The sequence below is a fragment of the Sphingomonas cynarae genome, assembly GCF_039537815.1.
Classification (GTDB): domain Bacteria; phylum Pseudomonadota; class Alphaproteobacteria; order Sphingomonadales; family Sphingomonadaceae; genus Sphingomonas; species Sphingomonas cynarae.
On record NZ_BAABBF010000012.1, the window covers coordinates 36764 to 53902 of the forward strand.

Genomic DNA, 17139 nt, shown 5'->3' on the forward strand with positions numbered 1-17139 from the left:
GCCTACGCTACCCCGTTCACAGGGCCGATCACAGCGGCGGCAACCCGGCCAGCAGCTTGTCGCAGGTCAATGGCAGATCGCGCACCCGCACGCCGGTGGCGTTGTAGATCGCGTTCACCACCGCCGGTGCCGCGCCGGAAATGCCGAGTTCACCGATCCCCTTGGCATGGATGGGGTTGGCATGGATGTCGCGCTCGTCGAGGAAATGCACCTCAAGCTGCGGCACATCGGCATTGGCGGGCACGTGATATTCCGCCAAGTCGCGGTTCACCAGCTTGCCGTTGCGCTGGTCGTGGATCAGATCCTCGTGCAGCGCGGTGCCGATCCCGAAGGTCATGCCGCCCAGGCACTGCGACCGCGCGGTCTTGGCGTTCAGCACGCGCCCCGCCGCGAAGATGCCGAGCATCCGGCGCACCCGCACCTCCCCCGTCACCGCGTTCACCGCCACTTCGGCGAAATGCGCGCCGTAGGACGCCTGCGTGAACTGCTTCTCCTGCTTGCCGGGCTTGATCTCGCCGGTCGCCTCGATCCCCTCGCCCACCAGATCGCCGATCGCGGTCTGCCGGTTGGCGCCGATCGCCTGCCCGTCCTTCAGGGTCAGCCCGTCGGACTCCACGTCCATCGTCTTGGCCAGCTTGTCGCGCAGCGCCTCGCACGCCAGATACACCGCCGACCCGGCCGACGCCGCACCCCATGACCCGCCCGATCCGGCGGCGGGGGCATCGTTGGTGTCGCCCAGCTTCATCACGATCCGGTCGACCGGGATACCGAGGATTTCGGACGCGATCTGCGCCATGATCGTGTAGCTGCCGGTGCCGATATCGGTCATCGACGACGATACCGTCGCGCTGCCGTCCGGGTGGATTTCCACCTTGGCGGCGGACTGCATCAACTGGTTGTTGCGCGTCGCCGCCGCCACGCCCATCCCGACCAGCCATTCGCCCTCGCGCCGGGTGCCGGGGGTCGTGTTGCGCGCATCCCAGCCGAAATGCTTCGCGCCTTCCTCCAGCGACCGGGTCAGCATCCGCGACGAATAGGGGACGTCCTTTTCGGGATCGACCGCCGGGTCGTTGATCTTGCGCAGCTCGATCGGGTCCATCCCCAGCGTCTCCGCCAGTTCGTCCATCGCGCATTCCAGCCCGACCATGCCGACCGCCTCGCCCGGCGCGCGCATCGATCCCGACAGCGTCAGGTTCAGCGTGACCTGATCGTGATTGATCCGCCGGTGTGCGCCGCCATATAGCGAGTGGCTGCCGATCCCCACCGGTTCGAAATAATCCTCGTCCGGCAGGTTCGACGTCAGCGAGTCATGCACGAACGACACGATCCGGCCATCCGTATCGCAGCCGAAGCGCAGTCGTTGTTCGGTGTTGGAACGGCGCACGGTGGCGTCGAACACCTGCTGGCGCGCCATCACCGCCTTGACCGGGCGGCCCAGTTGCTTCGCCGCGATCGCCGCCGCGACGCTTTCGGGCGCGATGCCCAGTTTCGATCCGAACCCGCCGCCGATGAAGCGCGAGATGATCCGCACCTTGTTCTTCGGCATCCCCAGCGATTGCGCCAGCTGCGACGCGTCGGAGGTCGGCATCTGGTACGCGCCGTACAGCGTCAGCGCATCGTCCTCCCACACCGCGATCGACGCGTGCGGCTCCATCGCCGCCGAATTCTGGCTGGGGGTGATATAGGTCACGTCCAGCTTCACCGCCGCCTTGTCATATTCCTTGTCGGGGTTGCCCTGGCTGAAATGCGGCTGGAGCATGCTGGGTGGGGGCGTCTTCGCCTCGTCCCGGTGCGCCTCGAAATTATAGGTGCCCGCCTTGTATTCATACTCGATCGGGATACTCAGCGCCGCCTCGCGCGCCGCCTCGAACGTTTCGGCCAGCACGATCGCGACAATCTGGCCGAAATAGGCGATGTCCTTCACGCCCTGCGTCGGCGCCTTCGTCTCGCCGCCCTGCTGGGAATTGCGGATGAAGGTGTCGAAATCGATCACCACGTCGATCACGCCGGGGATGCGCTTCGCCGCCTCGACATCGATCGACACCACCTTGCCGCAGCCGATCTTCGCCCCCACCAGCACGCCGTGCGCTAGGTTGGGGATCGCATATTCCGCCGCATAGGTGGCGACGCCCGACACCTTGGCCGGCCCGTCCACCCGGTCGAGCGGGCGCGAGATCACGCCCTGCACGCCGGTGTCGAGCAGGCTGACCGGCCGTGGCTCGTTCATCGTCAGGGAGTTGGTGTTGCCGCCGAAACCGAACATCGCTCTATGCTCCCGTCAGCTCGCGCAGGCTCGCGATCAGCGTGCGTCTGGCGAGCGGAATCTTGAAATCGTTGGTGCCGAAGCCCTTGGCATCGGCCAGCAGCGCGTCCGCCGCCGCCTCGAAATTCGCGGTCGTGGCGGCCTTGCCAACGATCGCCGCCTCTACCGCCGGGTCGCGCCACGGCATCGGCCCGAGCCCCCCGAACGCCAGCGCCGCCGTCTTCACGGTGTTGCCGTCCATCGTCACCACGCCCGCCACCGACACCAGTGCGAAGGCATAGGACGCCCGGTCGCGCACCTTGCGGTACAGATGTCGTGCGCCCTCCACCGGGGCGGGCAGTTCCACCGCGGTGATGAGTTCGCCCGGCTCCAGCACCGTCTCGATCTCCGGCGTGTCGCCCGGCAGGCGATAGAAGTCGCCGATCGCGATCCGCCGCCGGTCGCCGTCCGCCTTCTGCGTCACCACCGTCGCGTCCAGCGCGCGCATCGCCACCGCCATGTCGGACGGGTGCGTCGCGATGCACTTCTCGCTGGTCCCCAGTACCGCGAGGATACGGTTGACCCCGCCGATCGCCGCGCAGCCGGTGCCCGGCTCGCGCTTGTTGCACGGCATCGCGGTGTCGTAGAAATAATAGCAGCGCGTCCGCTGGAGCAGGTTGCCCCCGGTCGTCGCCTTGTTGCGCAACTGCCCCGATGCGCCGGCCAGCAGCGCCCGGCTCAACACCTCGTAATCGGCGATGATGCGGGGGTCGGCAGCCAGATCGCTGTTGGGCACCAGCGCCCCGATCGACACGCCGCCCTCGTCGCGCGTCGTGATCTCGCCCAGCGGCAGGCGGGTGATGTCGACCAGCTTGTCCGGCGTCTCGATCTGCAATTTCATCAGGTCGAGCAGGTTGGTGCCGCCCGCGATGAACTTCGTGCCGGCACCGCGCCCTTCGGCCACCGCCGATTCGGTGCTGGCGGCGCGTTCGTAGGTGAACTGCTTCATGCCCCGATCTCCTTGGCGGTCGCGAGCACCGGCTGGCGGTTATCGATCCCCGCCACCTCGCGGATCGCATCGACGATGTTGGGATAGGCGGCGCAGCGGCACAGATTGCCGCTCATCCGCTCCGAAATCTCGTCGTCGTTCAGGTCGGCGCTGGTCAGGTCGGCCGAGACATGGCTGGGCCAGCCCTTCGCCACCTCGTCCAGCATCCCGACCGCCGAGCAAATCTGGCCCGGCGTGCAGTACCCGCACTGATAACCGTCGTGGCGCACGAACGCGTCCTGCATCGGGTGGAGGTTGCCGACCTGCCCCAGCCCCTCGATCGTAGTGATCTCGTCGTCCTCGTGCATCACCGCCAGGCTCAGGCAGCTGTTCACGCGGCGACCGCCCACCAGCATCGTGCAGGCGCCGCACTGGCCATGGTCGCAGCCCTTCTTGGAGCCGGTCAGCCCCAGATGCTCGCGCGCCAGATCGAGCAGCGAGGTGCGCACGTCGACATCCGCTTCGTAGGTGCGCCCGTTGATCGTCCACTGCATGCCGGCATCCCCGTAAAGTCCTGATCCCACAACGCGATGCGTCGCTGCCGGCTCCCGTTGCGAGTGGTTATCACTCGGTATGTCCACGCAATGTTCATGGATCGCGGCTATGATCCCCCGGTCAACCGGAGTTTGCCATGCGCCGTGCCCTGTTCCTCCTGCCGCTGGCCCTCACGATGGGCGGCTGTATCAGCACCGCCGCCTCGATCGTGAAGGCACCGTTCCAGGTCGCCGGCAAGGCGGTCGACTGGACGACGACCAGTCAGGAAGAGTCCGACCGCAACTACGGCCGCAAGATGCGCAAGGCGGAGGCGCGCGAGGGCAAGGAACGGCGGGACTGGGAACGCGAATGTCGCAAGCATCCCGACGATTGCCGCGCCTATGACGGATATCGCGCCGGCCGGGACTGAACCGGGGGCCGCAGCGGTCGCCCGACCGGGGGTGTCCTACACCGCGGCGACCGATTATCCCGGCCGACGACCGCTCTTTCTCTTCGTCGATGCCCGTCAGGGCCCTGCACGATCCCGGCCATCGCCCGGTGTGCCCGCGAAGGGCTGTAGGATGCGACTTTCGTGACTTTCCACCGTGACTTTCCACGGCGGCGCTAGGCGTCAATCCTCGCCCACGATCGCGTCGATCGCCTGCGCCATCTCGATATCGCGCGACGACAGGCCACCGGCGTCGTGCGTGGTCAGCAATATGTCGACCCGGTTGTACACGTTCGACCATTCGGGATGATGGTTCATCCGTTCCGCGACCAGCGCGACCTGCGTCATGAAACCGAACGCCTCAATGAAATCGGCGAACACGATCCGCCGGACGATCGCGTCGCGCGCCTCGTCGTGATCCCATTCGGGCAGGCCGTCGAGCGCCTCGGCCCGTTCCGTCTCGTTCAGCGCCTCGATCATTCGCCCCTCCATCTTGCCCGTATCGGCCGCCTCCGCCTATGGCTGGGGCGATGGATCGGCAAGACCCCCTCGGCCCCGCGCCCGACGCTGCCACGATCGAATCGATCGCCCGCGCGACGATCGATCGCCTGCCGCCCGCCTTCGCGCAGCATCTGGGCGCGATCGTGCTGCTGGTCGAGGAATTCGCCGACGACGAAACGCTCGCCGCGCTCGGTATCGAGCATCCGCTCGACCTGACCGGTCTCTACAGCGGCCTGCCGGTCGGGCAGAAGGCGGGGAGCGAGGCGGTGGCGATGCCCGATCGCATCCACCTCTATCGCCGCGCGATCCTGGAGGAATGGGTGGAGACGGGGGTGCGACTCGACGATCTGGTCGCGCATGTCACGATCCACGAGATCGGCCATCATTTCGGCCTGTCCGATGCCGACATGCACGCACTGGAAGATTCGGTGGCGGATTGAGCGGGGAGGGGCAAGTCGGGGGGATCGAGGCTTCCGGGCTAGCCGCCCGCCGGGGCGGCCGGATCGTCTTTGCCGACCTGTCCTTCTCGCTTGCCGCCGGTGGCGCGCTGCGCATCACCGGCCCCAACGGCGTCGGCAAATCGACCCTGCTGCGGCTGTGCGCCGGCCTGCTCGCCCCCGCCGCCGGCACCATCGCCTTCGATCCGCCGCCCGGTCGCCCACCGCTCGGTTATCTGGCGGAGGCGGCGGCGCTGGATGGCGAGCGGCCGCTGGCGCAGGCGCTGGGCTTCTGGGCCCGGATGGACGGGCTGTCCCACCCGGATGCGCGGGTCGCGGCGGCGCTGGCGGATGTCGCGCTCGCCGATCTCGCTACCGTCCCGGTGCGGCTGCTCTCGACCGGGCAGCGCCGCCGTGCCGCCTTCGCCCGGGTGATCGCGGGGGGCGCGTTCCTGTGGCTGCTCGACGAACCGACCAACGGCCTCGACGCCGCCGCCTCGGCGCGGCTGGAGGTGCTGGTCGAACGCCATCTGGAGGCGGGCGGGATGGCGATCGTCGCCACCCACCTGCCGCTGCGCCTTCCCGCGATGCGGACGTTCGCCTTCGGGACGCCGCTATGACTGCACCACTGGCGGTGCTGCTGTGGCGCGGCGTGCGGCGCGGCTATGCGGGCGGCGGCGCCACGCTGGTGGTGGTGTTCTTCCTGCTGGCGGCGACGCTGTTCCCGTTCGCGATCGGCCCCGACGCGCTGTTGCTGGCGCGGATCGGCGGCGGCGTGGTGTGGGCGGCGGCGCTGCTCGCCGCGCTGCTGCCGGTCGACCGGCTGGTCGCCCCCGATCTGGAGGCGGGGGTGTACGATCAACTGGCGGTGCGGGGCCAGTCGCTCGCCGCCGTCGCGGCGGTCGCGGCGCTGGCGCACTGGATCGCCTTCGCCCCGCCGCTGATGGCGGCGGCGGTGATCGCGGCCGGGCTGCTCGGCATCCCGGCGGACCAATTGTTGCTGGTCGAGGCGGGGCTGGCGATCGGCACCCCCGGTCTCGCCGCGCTGGCGGTCGCCACCGCCGCGCTCACCGCTTCGTTGCGCAGTGCTGGCGCGGTGGCGGGGCTGGTGATGCTGCCGCTCGCGGTGCCGCTGCTGATCTTCGGGGCGGGGGCGTTGTCGGGCGGGGCGAGCGCGCTGAAACTGCTCGCGGCGGTCAGCCTCGTGCTGGTCGCGGGCGCGCCGTTCGTGGCGGGGGCGGCGATCCGCGCGGCGATGGAATAGCCGCCTCGCGCCAGCTGCCCGGCGCGATATCGTCCAGCGTCCAGTCGCCGATCCGCCACCGCACCAGCCGCAGCGTCGGCAGCCCGACCGCCGCCGTCATCCGCCGCACCTGCCGGTTGCGCCCCTCGCCGATCGTCAGCCGCAGCCAGCGATCGGGCACGGTCTTGCGGAACCGCACCGGCGGGTCGCGCGGCCACAGGTCGGGCGCCTCGATTGCCTCCGCCTCCGCCGGCAGGGTCATGCCGTCCTTCAGCGTCACGCCGTGCCGCAGGGCGGCAAGCTGCGCCTCGTCCGGCTCGCCCTCCACCTGCACCAGATAGGTCTTGGTCGTCTTGAACCGGGGATCGGCGATCCGCGCCTGCATCCGCCCGTCATCGGTCAGCAGCAACAGCCCCTCGCTGTCGAGGTCGAGCCGCCCCGCCGGATACACACCCGGCAGGTCGATGAAATCCGACAGCGTCGGGCGCGGCGACGGGTTGCCGCGATCGGTGAACTGGGTCAGCACGCCATATGGCTTGTTGAACAGGATCAGCCGCGCCATCGCCCGCCCCTTGTCATCGCCCGCCTCTCAGCGACTCCACCGCGCCCAGATCGCGGTCGGCAGCACCAGCCCGCGCGCTTCCTCGCGCACGCCCAGCTCGCCGCATTCCACCGTGCCGGGCAGGTCGGCGAACAATTGCCGCACCAGTTCCCCGATCGCCAGCGCCGACATCCGCACCGCATAGACGGTCAGGAACAGGAACCGCGACTCGGCATCCAGCAACTGCCGGCAATTGGCGACCAGCGCGGGCAGGTCCTCCTCCAGCCGCCACACCTCGCCCTCAGGCCCGCGGCCGTATTTCGGGGGGTCGAGCAGGATGCCGTCATACCGCCGCCCACGCCGCACCTCGCGCGCAACGAACTTGGCGGCATCGTCGACGATCCAGCGGACGGGGGCATCCTTCATCCCCGACAGCGCGGCATTACCCTTCGCCGCCTCGACCGATTTCTTCGAGGCATCGACATGCACCATCTTCGCACCCGCCGCCGCCAGCGCCAGCGTGCCGACTCCGGTATAACCGAACAGATTCATGCAATCGGGCGTCGCCACCCCGTCGATCCGCCCGCGCATCCAGTCCCACACCGGCGCCATGTCGGGGAAGAAGCCGAGATGGCGAAAAGGCGTGCATTGCGCGTTGAACGCCACCTCGTTCCAGCGCAGCGTCCAGCCATCGCGCGGCACCTGATCGGCGTATTTCCACTGGCCGCCGCCATCCTCGTCCGATCCCGGCACGAATTCCGCCGCCGCGCGCCAGTCGTCATGCGCGGGCGCCCACATCGCCTGCGGTTCCGGGCGGATGAAGCGGAACCGGCCATAGCGTTCCAGCTTGCGGCCATGGCCCGAATCGACCAGCCCGTAATCCGCCCATGGCTCCCCGATCAGCGTCCCCGGTGTCATGTCACCGCGACGGCCGGGCATGGGCGGCCACATAATCGCCCACCGCCGCCAGCGTGGCGGGCAGGGTGACATAGCGTTCCTCGCGCTCGAACAGGTCGCCGACGCGGGCGGGCAGCGTCGGTCGCGCGCCGGTCGCGCGTTCCACCGCATCGACGAACTTGGCGGGATGCGCGGTCGCCAGCGTCACGATCGGCACGTCGGGCAGCGATTGCCGCCGGGCCGCCGCCAGCCCGATCGCGGTGTGGGGATCGACGATCTCGCCCGCCTTCTCATGTGCCCAGCGCATCGCCATCGCCATGTCGTCGCCATCGACCCGCTCGCTGCCGAACAGCCCGGCCGCACCCTGTTGCTGCGCGTTGGTCAGCCGCATCGCGCCATCCGCGTCGAAGCCCGCCATCTGCGCCGCCTGCGCCTTGCCGTCGCGTCCGCCCAGATCGAACAGCAGCCGCTCGAAATTGGAGGATACCTGGATATCCATCGAGGGGGTCGCGGTCTGCTCCACCAGCCCACGCGAATAATCGCCGTTGGTCAGCGCCCGGTGCAGGATGTCGTTGACGTTGGTCGCCACCACCAGCTTCGCGATCGGCAGGCCCATGCGCGATGCGACATAGCCCGCGAACACATCGCCGAAATTGCCCGTGGGCACCGAGAACGCGACCGGCTTCCCCGGCCCGCCGAGGCGCACGGCGGCGTAGAAATAATAGACCACCTGCGCCATCAGCCGCGCCCAGTTGATCGAATTGACCGCCGACAGCGCGAACGTGTCCGCCAGCGCCGGTGTCGCGAACATCGTCTTCACCAGCGCCTGCGCAGTGTCGAAATCGCCTTCGATCGCGATGTTGTGGACGTTGGGGGCCAGCACCGTCGTCATCTGGCGGCGCTGCACCTCCGACACCCGGCCGACCGGATGGAGCATGAAGATGTCGACACCCTCGCGCCCCGCCACCGCATCGATCGCCGCCGATCCGGTATCGCCGCTGGTCGCGCCGATGATCGTCAGCCGCTTGTCCGTCCCGGTCAGGAACCGTTCGAACAGCAGGCCGAGCAGTTGCAGCGCCACGTCCTTGAACGCCAGCGTCGGCCCGTGGAACAGTTCCAGCAGCCACTGGTCGTGATCGAGCTGCACCAGCGGGGTGACGGCGACATGGCTGAACCGGCCATAGGCGGCGTGGCACAGCCCGCGCAGTTCATCTTCGGTCAGGCAATCGCCGACGAACGGCAACATGATCCGCACCGCTGTATCGGCATAGGACAGGCCCGCCAGCGCCGCGATCTCGTCGGTCGACAGCGTCGGCCACGTCTCCGGCACGTACAGGCCACCATCGCTGGCGAGCCCGGCGAGCGTCGCCCCACGGAAATCGAGAACGGGCGCGGCCCCGCGCGTGCTGACATAACGCATGGGCAGTCTCGCTAACGATGCCTGCCGCCCGCCGCAACCCGGCAGGCAAAGTGACGGATCGAATGTCCGCGCGACCATGGATAAGAAGATCGGATTCGCGCAGCGGCGCGGAGGACGCGGACAGTCGCACCTGCCGCCGTCGCGCCCCGACCATTCAGGCCGGCCGATGATCGGCAGGGTGATAACCCGGCACGCAACCCCTCCGCGTCCTCCGCGCCCCCGCGCGAGACAAAACCTTCTTCGCGTCGCCGGGTGGCCGTGCGAAGCATCATCACATCTCGGGGATCAGCCGTTCGGCCGTCGCCTCACCGCCAGCAGGTAGATCACCGTCGCCACGCCCGCGAAGAAGAACCACTGCACCCCGTAGGCCAAGTGATTGTTCGGCACCGAATCGATATCCGGCGGCGCATTGGCGCTCAGCCCGGCCAGCGGCGTCGTCGCGATCAGCATCGGGCGCGGCGGTTGCGGATGCAGCGCCGCGCCGATCAGCGAGCGGCCGTCGGGGGCATGGCCGATATAGCCCGCCACGGTGCCGCCGCCCCATGTCACCCGCGCCTTGGGATCGCGCGTCGTGCCAAGCTGCACGGTCAGGTCCGGATCGTTGCAGGTCGCGATCGCGCGGAAACCTGCTGCGCCCGCGCCCGCCAGCCGGATCGCCACCGGTGGCCGGCACGTCGCCGTCGCGCGGCGGAACAACAGCCGCTCGTCGGGGATGCGGGGAAAGGCGACCGGCGGCAGCGACGGATTGCCCGCCAGTTGTTCGAGGAACGCCAGCTTGCGCGGTCGCCGGTCGAGCAACTGCCACAGCCCCAGGGCGATCATCGCCGTCACCGCGAGGCCGACCAGCAAGGTCGGCAGGAACGGCAGTCGCCTCACGGCAGGTCGGGGGCGGGCGGGGCGATCCGCCCTTCGCGCGCGGCGTTATGATATTCCAGCGCCATCATCGCTCCCTTGGCGATGCGGAGCGATCCGATCACCCCGGCGGCGGTGAACGGTATCCAGATCAGCATATGCACCCAAAGCGGCGGCCCGACCGCCAGTTCCAGCCAGATCGCCAGCCCGACGACGATGGCGCCCAGGATCAGGGTCAGGAATGCCGCCGGCCCGTCGCCGACGTTGAACCCAGCGAAATCCAGTCCGCAGGCCGGACACCGATCGGCGAAGCGCGCCCACCCCGCGAACAGGGTCGGCTTCCCGCACCGGGGGCACAGTCCCCGCAGGCCCGCCTGCACCGGCGTCGGGGCGATGGTGGTGACGCCGGTCGTCGTGGCGGGGTCAGGTGCGTTGCTCACCCCCCGTGGATCGGCGCGCCCCAGCCGCCCCAGACATAGACGGTGACGAACAGGAACAGCCACACCACGTCGACGAAGTGCCAGTACCAGGCCGCCGCCTCGAACCCGAAATGCTGGCGGGGGGTGAAGTCGCCCTTATAGGCGCGGATCAGGCAGACGATCAGGAAGATCGTGCCGATCAGGACGTGGAAACCATGGAACCCGGTCGCCATGAAGAAGGCGGCGCCATAGTTGATGCCCTTGAACGGGAACGGCGCGTGCGCGTATTCATACGCCTGGATCGCGCTGAACACCGCGCCCAGCACCACCGTCAGCCACAGGCCCTTCAGCACGCTGTCGCGGTTGCCGACGCCCAGCAGGCCCCAGGCCCCGGTCTTCTCGCCGCCGCGCTGGTTGTGGATCAGCGCGTGGTGCGCCCAAGTGACCGTGGTGCCCGAGGTCAGCAGGATCAGCGTGTTGAGCAGCGGCAGTTCGAACGCGTTGATGACCTCCAGCCCCTTGGGCGGCCAGCTCGCGACGATCGCGGTCGCGCCCTCGGCGGCGCGTTCCACCTGGCCGTCGACGATCTGCATCGCGGTGGGGAACAGCGAGAAGTCGAAGAACGCCCAGAACCAGCCGACGAAGAACATCACCTCCGACGCGATGAACAGGATCATGCCATAGCGGAAGTGCAACTGGACGACGGGGGTATGGTCGCCCCGATGCGCCTCGCGCACCACGTCCGCCCACCACGAATACATGGTGAACAGCACCGCGGCGAGACCGATCAGGAAGATCCAGCCGCCGCCGCCATATTCGTGCATGTACATCACGCCGCCCACCGCCATCACGAAGGCGGACATCGATCCGACCAGCGGCCACGGGCTGGGGGGCAGGATATGATAATCGTGGTTCTTGGCGCCGGCCATCGTCGCATCCCTGTTCTTATATTTTGACGATCCTAGCCTGCGGTCTTGCCGGAATCCACCGGGTAAAACGTATAGGACAGCGTGATCGTTTCCACGTCCGCCGCATCGGGATCGGCGAGTATCTTCGGATCGACATAGAAGATCACCGGCATCCGCGCCGTCTCACCGGGTTGCAGCGTCTGCTCGGTGAAGCAAAAACACTGGATCTTCGTGAAATATTTGCCCGCCTGCGCCGGCGTGACGTTGAACGTCGCGGTGCCGGTGATCGGCCGGTTCGACGTGTTGGTCGCGGTAAAGAACGCCATGTCGCGCGCGCCGACCGCCACCGTGTCCGACGGCCGTTCGGGCCGGAATTTCCACGGCAGTTTCGGGCTGACGTTCGCGTCGAAATCGACCCGCACCTCGCGGTCGGTCGCTCCCGGCGCCTGCAATCCGCGCTGCGTCGTGCCGTTCAGTCCGGTCACCTGACAGAACAGGCGGTAGAGCGGTACGCTGGCGAAGGCGAGGCCGGTCATGAAGCAGATGCCGATCACCGCCAGCAACGCCGTGCGGTTCCGGCGTGTCACAGGTGCATTCCCAGCTGGATCTTGGCGATCGAGATCGCGAAGATCAGCAGCACCAGGCCACCCAGCAGCAGTGCCATCACGCGGGCTCGCGCCTTCTGGCGGCGGCGGATCAGGTCGAGTTCGTCAGGGGTCATGCCAGTATCCACCGATCGGCGACCAGCGCGCCGAAGATCACGAAGAGATAGAGGATCGAATAGCTGAACAGCCGCTTTTCCGGCTTCATCGGATCGTCGGCGCGCTGACGGCGAAGCGCGACCAGTGCCGCCAGCGCCGCGAAGCCCGCGGTCATCGAGACGGACACCACGCCATAGATCGCGCCCGCCAGACCCAGCGGCCATGGCAGCACGGCGGCGATCGCCATCGGGATGGTGTAAAGGCCGATCTGCACCCGCGTCGCCCGCTCGCCCGCCACCACTGGCAGCATCGGCACGCCGGCATTGGCGTAATCGGTCTTCACGAACAGCGCGAGCGCCCAGAAATGCGGCGGGGTCCACAGGAACACCAGCATGAACAGCAGGAACGGCAGCAAGGCGACCTGCCCCGTCGCCGCCGCCCAGCCGATCAGCGGCGGGAAGGCACCCGCTGCGCCACCGATGACGATGTTCTGCGGCGTCCGCCGCTTCAGCCATACGGTGTAGATCAGGACGTAGAACAGGATCGAGACGAGCAGGATGGCAGCGGCGGCGATGTTCACCGCCAGCCCCATCAGCAGCACGGAAAAGGCCGACAGCCCGACCCCGAAGTGCAGCGCCGCCTGCCGGTCCATCCGGCCGGCGGGCAGCGGGCGTTTCTGGGTGCGGCGCATCACCGCATCGATATCCGCCTCGTACCACTGGTTCAGCGCCCCCGCCGCACCCGCGCCCAGCGCGATGCACAGGATCGCGGTGAAGCCGATCACCGGATGGACATGCACCGGCGCTGCCAGCATCCCGCAAAGCCCGGTGAACACCACCAATGTCATGACACGCGGCTTGGTCAGCGCGAGGAAATCGCGCCAGTCGGCGGGGGGCAGCAGGGGGGCAGCGGTCGTCATGGTCGACCCAGGCTATACGCGCACCGACGCGGCAGGGACAGCCTTGGTTATGACGCCACTGCTTCGCGCCGGGCGGCGACGCGGGGCATCACCAGATGCTCGATGAAGGCGATCAGTTCGATGCGGCGGCGGGGTTCTTCCGCCACCTCGCGGTCGATGCCCAGCCGCCACCGCAGCGCCGGACAATCGGGCCGGTCGTGCAGCGCGTCGAACAGCGCCGCCTGCGCCTCGACATCGTCGCCGTCGCGCGCCAGCCCCGCCTCGACCAGATCGTCGGCCTGCCGGCGCAGCGCCGCGCTGATTTCGCCCGGGGCCAGTTCGGGATGATACTGCACGCCCCAGAACACGCCGCCGTCGTGCCTGATCTCCACCGCCTGCACCGATACCGCCGCATTGCCCGCCAGCAGCGTCGCGTCGGCGGGCAGCGTCTCCACCTCGTCGCCGTGAATCGCGGGCGCGTCCCAGGTAGCGGGGCGGTCGCGCAGCATCGGATGGCCGAGGCCCTCTTCCGTTGCCACGATGCGGCGCGCGAGGCCCGCCTCCTGCCGGCCGGGCATCGACCGCACCGTGCCGCCGGCCGCCGCCACCGCGACCTGCAATCCCGCGCACGAGCCGAAGCTGGGCGTGCCGCTGGCAAAGACCGCGCGCATGAAATCGAGCTGCCGCCGCGTCTCGGGCGTATCCTCCCAGACATGGAGCGGCGATCCTGACAGGAAGACGCCGTCATAATCCGCGATCGCCGCCGCGCCCATCGCGGGGTGATCGTCGTCGGCGGGCGTGACCCGATCGACCGTGCAATGCGGGATCAGTTGCTCCAGCGTTGCGGCATAGCTTTCGCCGGCGCTGCGACCTGCGCTTTCGCGGCGGGCCTCGCGTTCTTCGGGCGTTTCGCTTTCGGCGACGAGCAGGCGGGGGCGGGTGGAAAATTCGGTATCGGCCATCGTGCCTGAACGCATCAGGCGGCGGATGGTGCGTTGATCCATGATCCCGCCAACGAAAAACGCCCCGGACTTGCGGTCCGGGGCGTCTTCGGTCGGTCGATGGGGATCGGTGCGGTCGGGATCAGTGACCCTTGCCCGCGTCGATCACCGGCAGCGTCTCGAACTGGTGATAGGGCGGTGGCGAGGAGATCGTCCACTCCAGCGTCGTGGCGCCTTCGCCCCACGGATTGTCGCCCGCCTTCTTGCCCGCGATCAGCGACCAGATCAGGTTGATGAAGAAGATCGCCATGCCTGCGGCCATGATCATGTAGCCGACGCTCGCCACCGTATTCCAGTGCGCATAGGCGTCGGGATAATCGGGATAGCGGCGCGGCATTCCCTGCAGGCCCAGGAAGTGCATCGGGAAGAACATCACGTTCACGCCGATGAAGAACACCCAGAAGTGCAGCTGGCCGAGCAGCTCGTTGTACATCTTCCCCGACATCTTCGGGAACCAGTAGTAGAAGCCCGCGAACAGCGAGAACACCGCACCCAGCGACAGCACGTAGTGGAAGTGGGCGACGACGTAATAGGTGTCCTGCATGTAATCGTCGATGCCGCCATTGGCGAGCACGACGCCGGTGACGCCGCCGACCGTGAACATGAAGATGAAGCCGATCGCCCAGACCATCGGGGTCGGGAAACGCATCGATCCGCCCCACATCGTCGCGATCCACGAGAAGATCTTGATGCCGGTCGGCACCGCGATCACCATGGTGGCGGCGGTGAAGTACATCTTGGTGTTCACCGACAGGCCGGTCGTGAACATGTGGTGCGCCCACACCACGAACCCGACCACGCCGATCGCGACCATGGCATAGGCCATGCCGAGATAGCCGAACACGGGCTTGCGGCTGAACGTCGCGATGATCTGGCTGACGATGCCGAAGCCCGGCAGGATCATGATGTACACTTCGGGGTGGCCGAAGAACCAGAACAGATGCTGGTACAGCACCGGATCGCCGCCGCCGGCCGGATCGAAGAACGTCGTGCCGAAATTGCGGTCGGTCAGCAGCATCGTGATCGCCGCCGCTAGCACCGGCAGCGCCAGCAGCAGCAGGAACGCGGTAACCAGCATCGACCAGACGAACAGCGGCATCTTGTGCAGCGTCATGCCCGGCGCGCGCATGTTGAAGATGGTGGTGATGAAGTTGATCGCGCCGAGGATCGACGACGCACCGGCCAGGTGCAGCGACAGGATCGCCATGTCGGTCGACGGCCCCGGCTCGCCATAGGTCGACAGCGGGGCGTACAGCGTCCAGCCGTTACCCGCGCCGCCGAAGAAGGGCGAGGCGAGCAGCAGCGTGAAGCTGGGGATCAGCAGCCAGAACGACACGTTGTTCATGCGCGGGAACGCCATGTCCGGCGCACCGATCATGATCGGCACGAACCAGTTGCCGAACCCGCCGACCATCGCCGGCATCACCATGAAGAACACCATGATGAGGCCGTGCGCGGTGATGAGCACGTTCCACAGGTGGAGCGACTGGTCGAGGCTCTGCGGCCCGCCATGGAGCAGCGAGGCCCAGGCGCCCAGATACTGGATGCCGGGATGCGCCAGCTCGGCGCGCATCAGGCCCGAGATCGACCCGCCGATGATCCCCGCGACGATCGCGAAGATCAGGTACAGCGTGCCGATGTCCTTGTGGTTGGTGGACATGAACCAGCGCGCGAAGAACCCCGGCTTGTGATCCGCATCGTGATGCGCCTCATGGCCGTGGTCGTGCGCCTGGAACGCGGACGGATGGAGAGCGGTGTCGGTCATTTACTGTCCAGCGTTGCCCGTGGCGGGGTTGTTGGTGGCACCCTGCGGCGCGGTCGGCGCGGCGACGGTGACGTTCTCGGTCGGGCCGGTCGCGGCATCGACGGTGTTGCCCTCGGCGACCTTGGCGGCGGAACCCTCAGCTCCCGGCTGCGGGATCACCTTGTCGGAAGCCTGGCCGCGCGCGGGCATCGTGCCACCCTTGGCCGCGATCCACGCCGCGAACTGCGCCGGGGTCACCGCCTCGACCGCGATCGGCATATAGGCGTGGCGCGCGCCGCACAGTTCGGAACACTGGCCGAAATACACGCCCGGCTTGTCGATCGTAAAGCTCGTCTCGTTCAGCCGGCCGGGGATCGCATCCAGCTTGATCCAGAAGGCGGGCACCGCCCAGCTATGGATCACGTCGTTGGATGTGGTGATGAGCCGGATCGGCACGCCCACCGGCAGGACGATGCGATTGTCCGTCGCCAGCAGGCGGGGGCCGTCGGCATCGGTGCGGCTACGCTCGCCGGCGGCGGCCTCGCCCTTTTCCTTCAGCAGGTTGGCGGTGATCTCGAACCCGCCATGATCGGGATATTGATAGGTCCAGTACCACTGGTTGCCGATCGCCTTCAGCGTGACGGCCCCGGCGGGTGCCGGCTTGAACTGCGCCTGCAACAGCCCGATCGACGGCACCGCGATCAGCACCAGCGCCAGCACGGGGAGCAGCGTCCACAGCACCTCGATCGTGGTGTTGTGGCTGGTCTTGGACGGCACCGGGTTGGCGGCGCGGCGATAGCGGAAGACGACCCAGGCGAGCAGCGCCAGCACGAACAGCGAGATCGCGGTGATCGTGGGCAGCAGCACGACATCGTGCATCCAGTGCGCGAATTCGCCGTTACGCGTCACCTGCGGCTGCAGGCCGTAGACGCCGTTCACCGGCTGGCCGATGCCGGGCAGGATCGCGCCGCCGGGGGCGCCGTCGCGCGCCAGCAGCGGGCTGGCCGGCGCGGCGGGGGGTGTCGCATCGGCGGTGGTCGGCGCGATGTTGGAGACGCCTGCCGGGGCGGCGGCCGCCTGCGGGGCAGGGGCAACGGCGGGTGCCGTCGCATGGACGGCAGCCGGGCCCAGGCTCGTCAGCACGAGCCCTGCCGCCATTGCGATTCGTTTCAACCCCTTGCTGGACATCTCTCGTCGTCACCCCGTTGTTCTATGGGCGCCCGCGAGCCGGACGGACCCTCGGTTATGGCGTTCCATCTCCGTTTGGGGACAAGCTATACGCGGCGGGATGCCGTCTCTCAAGCGGCTTCCCGCATGGGGCGTTGATGCGGGCTTCTCCGGCGTATGATTGCCCCCCGCCGATGG

General features: G+C 68.1%; 20 protein-coding genes. 4 read left to right on the forward strand and 16 right to left on the reverse strand.

Annotation, left to right across the window (positions count from 1 at the left end; all coding sequences use genetic code 11):
• Positions 1–28: 28 nt before the first annotated feature.
• From ABD719_RS17395 to ABD719_RS17405, 3 genes are read right to left on the reverse strand one after another with little or no spacing between them, the layout of a single operon-like run.
• A complete protein-coding gene (locus ABD719_RS17395; RefSeq protein WP_344694630.1) occupies positions 29–2263 on the reverse strand; it encodes a xanthine dehydrogenase family protein molybdopterin-binding subunit in 2235 nt (744 codons plus the stop codon).
• Positions 2264–2267: 4 nt separating this feature from the next.
• Positions 2268–3251: an FAD binding domain-containing protein gene (locus ABD719_RS17400; RefSeq protein ID WP_344694631.1), complete on the reverse strand. Its 984-nt coding sequence runs from the start codon at positions 3249–3251 to the stop codon at positions 2268–2270.
• Positions 3248–3784: a 2Fe-2S iron-sulfur cluster-binding protein gene (locus ABD719_RS17405; RefSeq protein WP_344694632.1), complete on the reverse strand. Its 537-nt coding sequence runs from the start codon at positions 3782–3784 to the stop codon at positions 3248–3250. Before ABD719_RS17405 ends, ABD719_RS17400 begins: the two co-directional genes overlap by 4 nt.
• A gap of 137 nt (positions 3785–3921) precedes the next feature.
• Between ABD719_RS17405 and ABD719_RS17410 the strand changes: the two genes are divergently transcribed.
• A complete protein-coding gene (locus ABD719_RS17410) occupies positions 3922–4194 on the forward strand; it encodes a hypothetical protein (RefSeq protein ID WP_344694633.1) in 273 nt (90 codons plus the stop codon).
• Between the two features lie 201 nt (positions 4195–4395).
• On the opposite strand, the gene ABD719_RS17415 is transcribed toward ABD719_RS17410, so the two are convergent.
• Entirely contained in the window at positions 4396–4692 is a 297-nt protein-coding gene (locus tag ABD719_RS17415; RefSeq protein WP_192127181.1) for a 4a-hydroxytetrahydrobiopterin dehydratase, read from the reverse strand.
• Positions 4693–4742: 50 nt separating this feature from the next.
• Here ABD719_RS17415 and ABD719_RS17420 point away from each other — a divergent pair, with 50 nt between their 5' ends.
• The 3 genes from ABD719_RS17420 to ABD719_RS17430 are packed head-to-tail and all read left to right on the forward strand — an operon-like array spanning position 4743 to position 6414.
• Positions 4743–5153 (forward strand): metallopeptidase family protein, encoded by a 411-nt coding sequence (locus ABD719_RS17420; RefSeq protein ID WP_244646725.1) that lies wholly within the window; start codon positions 4743–4745, stop codon positions 5151–5153.
• On the forward strand, positions 5150–5770 hold the full coding sequence (gene ccmA, locus ABD719_RS17425) for a heme ABC exporter ATP-binding protein CcmA (protein WP_344694634.1): 621 nt from the start codon (positions 5150–5152) through the stop codon (positions 5768–5770). The genes ABD719_RS17420 and ccmA overlap by 4 nt, the downstream gene beginning before the upstream one ends.
• Entirely contained in the window at positions 5767–6414 is a 648-nt protein-coding gene (locus ABD719_RS17430; protein ID WP_344694635.1) for a heme exporter protein CcmB, read from the forward strand. Before ccmA ends, ABD719_RS17430 begins: the two co-directional genes overlap by 4 nt.
• Here the strand turns inward: ABD719_RS17430 and ABD719_RS17435 are convergent.
• From ABD719_RS17435 to coxB, 12 genes are all read right to left on the reverse strand, one after another.
• Complete coding sequence (locus tag ABD719_RS17435) at positions 6347–6955, reverse strand: pseudouridine synthase (protein WP_344694636.1); 609 nt, start codon at positions 6953–6955, stop codon at positions 6347–6349. The two genes, ABD719_RS17430 and ABD719_RS17435, sit on opposite strands and share 68 nt — an antisense overlap.
• A 27-nt stretch (positions 6956–6982) precedes the next feature.
• Complete coding sequence (locus ABD719_RS17440; protein ID WP_344694683.1) at positions 6983–7852, reverse strand: RsmD family RNA methyltransferase; 870 nt, start codon at positions 7850–7852, stop codon at positions 6983–6985.
• Position 7853: 1 nt separating this feature from the next.
• Positions 7854–9251 carry a threonine synthase gene (gene thrC, locus ABD719_RS17445; RefSeq protein WP_344694637.1) on the reverse strand — a complete coding sequence of 466 codons (1398 nt, stop codon included), beginning with the start codon at positions 9249–9251 and terminating at the stop codon, positions 7854–7856.
• A 285-nt stretch (positions 9252–9536) separates the two neighbouring features.
• Positions 9537–10127, reverse strand: coding sequence for an SURF1 family cytochrome oxidase biogenesis protein (locus tag ABD719_RS17450; RefSeq protein WP_344694638.1), 591 nt, complete (start codon positions 10125–10127; stop codon positions 9537–9539).
• Entirely contained in the window at positions 10124–10543 is a 420-nt protein-coding gene (locus tag ABD719_RS17455) for a DUF983 domain-containing protein (RefSeq protein ID WP_425567205.1), read from the reverse strand. Before ABD719_RS17455 ends, ABD719_RS17450 begins: the two co-directional genes overlap by 4 nt.
• Complete coding sequence (locus ABD719_RS17460) at positions 10540–11451, reverse strand: cytochrome c oxidase subunit 3 (protein ID WP_344694639.1); 912 nt, start codon at positions 11449–11451, stop codon at positions 10540–10542. The genes ABD719_RS17455 and ABD719_RS17460 overlap by 4 nt, the downstream gene beginning before the upstream one ends.
• 32 nt (positions 11452–11483) lie before the next feature.
• A complete protein-coding gene (locus ABD719_RS17465) occupies positions 11484–12017 on the reverse strand; it encodes a cytochrome c oxidase assembly protein (RefSeq protein ID WP_344694640.1) in 534 nt (177 codons plus the stop codon).
• Positions 12014–12151 carry a hypothetical protein gene (locus ABD719_RS17470; RefSeq protein WP_192127164.1) on the reverse strand — a complete coding sequence of 46 codons (138 nt, stop codon included), beginning with the start codon at positions 12149–12151 and terminating at the stop codon, positions 12014–12016. Before ABD719_RS17470 ends, ABD719_RS17465 begins: the two co-directional genes overlap by 4 nt.
• Complete coding sequence (locus tag ABD719_RS17475) at positions 12148–13050, reverse strand: heme o synthase (protein WP_344694641.1); 903 nt, start codon at positions 13048–13050, stop codon at positions 12148–12150. Before ABD719_RS17475 ends, ABD719_RS17470 begins: the two co-directional genes overlap by 4 nt.
• A gap of 47 nt (positions 13051–13097) precedes the next feature.
• Positions 13098–14033 carry a type 1 glutamine amidotransferase gene (locus ABD719_RS17480; RefSeq protein WP_344694642.1) on the reverse strand — a complete coding sequence of 312 codons (936 nt, stop codon included), beginning with the start codon at positions 14031–14033 and terminating at the stop codon, positions 13098–13100.
• Between the two features lie 79 nt (positions 14034–14112).
• Positions 14113–15795: a cytochrome c oxidase subunit I gene (ctaD, locus tag ABD719_RS17485; RefSeq protein ID WP_344694643.1), complete on the reverse strand. Its 1683-nt coding sequence runs from the start codon at positions 15793–15795 to the stop codon at positions 14113–14115.
• On the reverse strand, positions 15796–16932 hold the full coding sequence (coxB, locus tag ABD719_RS17490) for a cytochrome c oxidase subunit II (RefSeq protein WP_344694644.1): 1137 nt from the start codon (positions 16930–16932) through the stop codon (positions 15796–15798). It lies immediately after the preceding gene.
• Positions 16933–17139 lie beyond the last annotated feature (207 nt).

What these genes read in the sequence shown, in the direction of transcription:
- ABD719_RS17395 (WP_344694630.1), bottom strand. Translation starts at nt 2,263, where the DNA reads ATGTTCGGTTTCGGCGGCAACACCAACTCCCTGACGATGAACGAGCCA.
- ABD719_RS17400 (WP_344694631.1), bottom strand. Translation starts at nt 3,251, where the DNA reads ATGAAGCAGTTCACCTACGAACGCGCCGCCAGCACCGAATCGGCGGTG.
- ABD719_RS17405 (WP_344694632.1), bottom strand. Translation starts at nt 3,784, where the DNA reads ATGCAGTGGACGATCAACGGGCGCACCTACGAAGCGGATGTCGACGTG.
- ABD719_RS17410 (WP_344694633.1), top strand. Translation starts at nt 3,922, where the DNA reads ATGCGCCGTGCCCTGTTCCTCCTGCCGCTGGCCCTCACGATGGGCGGC.
- ABD719_RS17415 (WP_192127181.1), bottom strand. Translation starts at nt 4,692, where the DNA reads ATGATCGAGGCGCTGAACGAGACGGAACGGGCCGAGGCGCTCGACGGC.
- ABD719_RS17420 (WP_244646725.1), top strand. Translation starts at nt 4,743, where the DNA reads ATGGATCGGCAAGACCCCCTCGGCCCCGCGCCCGACGCTGCCACGATC.
- ABD719_RS17430 (WP_344694635.1), top strand. Translation starts at nt 5,767, where the DNA reads ATGACTGCACCACTGGCGGTGCTGCTGTGGCGCGGCGTGCGGCGCGGC.
- ABD719_RS17435 (WP_344694636.1), bottom strand. Translation starts at nt 6,955, where the DNA reads ATGGCGCGGCTGATCCTGTTCAACAAGCCATATGGCGTGCTGACCCAG.
- ABD719_RS17440 (WP_344694683.1), bottom strand. Translation starts at nt 7,852, where the DNA reads ATGACACCGGGGACGCTGATCGGGGAGCCATGGGCGGATTACGGGCTG.
- thrC (WP_344694637.1), bottom strand. Translation starts at nt 9,251, where the DNA reads ATGCGTTATGTCAGCACGCGCGGGGCCGCGCCCGTTCTCGATTTCCGT.
- ABD719_RS17460 (WP_344694639.1), bottom strand. Translation starts at nt 11,451, where the DNA reads ATGGCCGGCGCCAAGAACCACGATTATCATATCCTGCCCCCCAGCCCG.
- ABD719_RS17470 (WP_192127164.1), bottom strand. Translation starts at nt 12,151, where the DNA reads ATGACCCCTGACGAACTCGACCTGATCCGCCGCCGCCAGAAGGCGCGA.
- ABD719_RS17475 (WP_344694641.1), bottom strand. Translation starts at nt 13,050, where the DNA reads ATGACGACCGCTGCCCCCCTGCTGCCCCCCGCCGACTGGCGCGATTTC.
- ABD719_RS17480 (WP_344694642.1), bottom strand. Translation starts at nt 14,033, where the DNA reads ATGGATCAACGCACCATCCGCCGCCTGATGCGTTCAGGCACGATGGCC.
- ctaD (WP_344694643.1), bottom strand. Translation starts at nt 15,795, where the DNA reads ATGACCGACACCGCTCTCCATCCGTCCGCGTTCCAGGCGCACGACCAC.
- coxB (WP_344694644.1), bottom strand. Translation starts at nt 16,932, where the DNA reads ATGGCGGCAGGGCTCGTGCTGACGAGCCTGGGCCCGGCTGCCGTCCAT.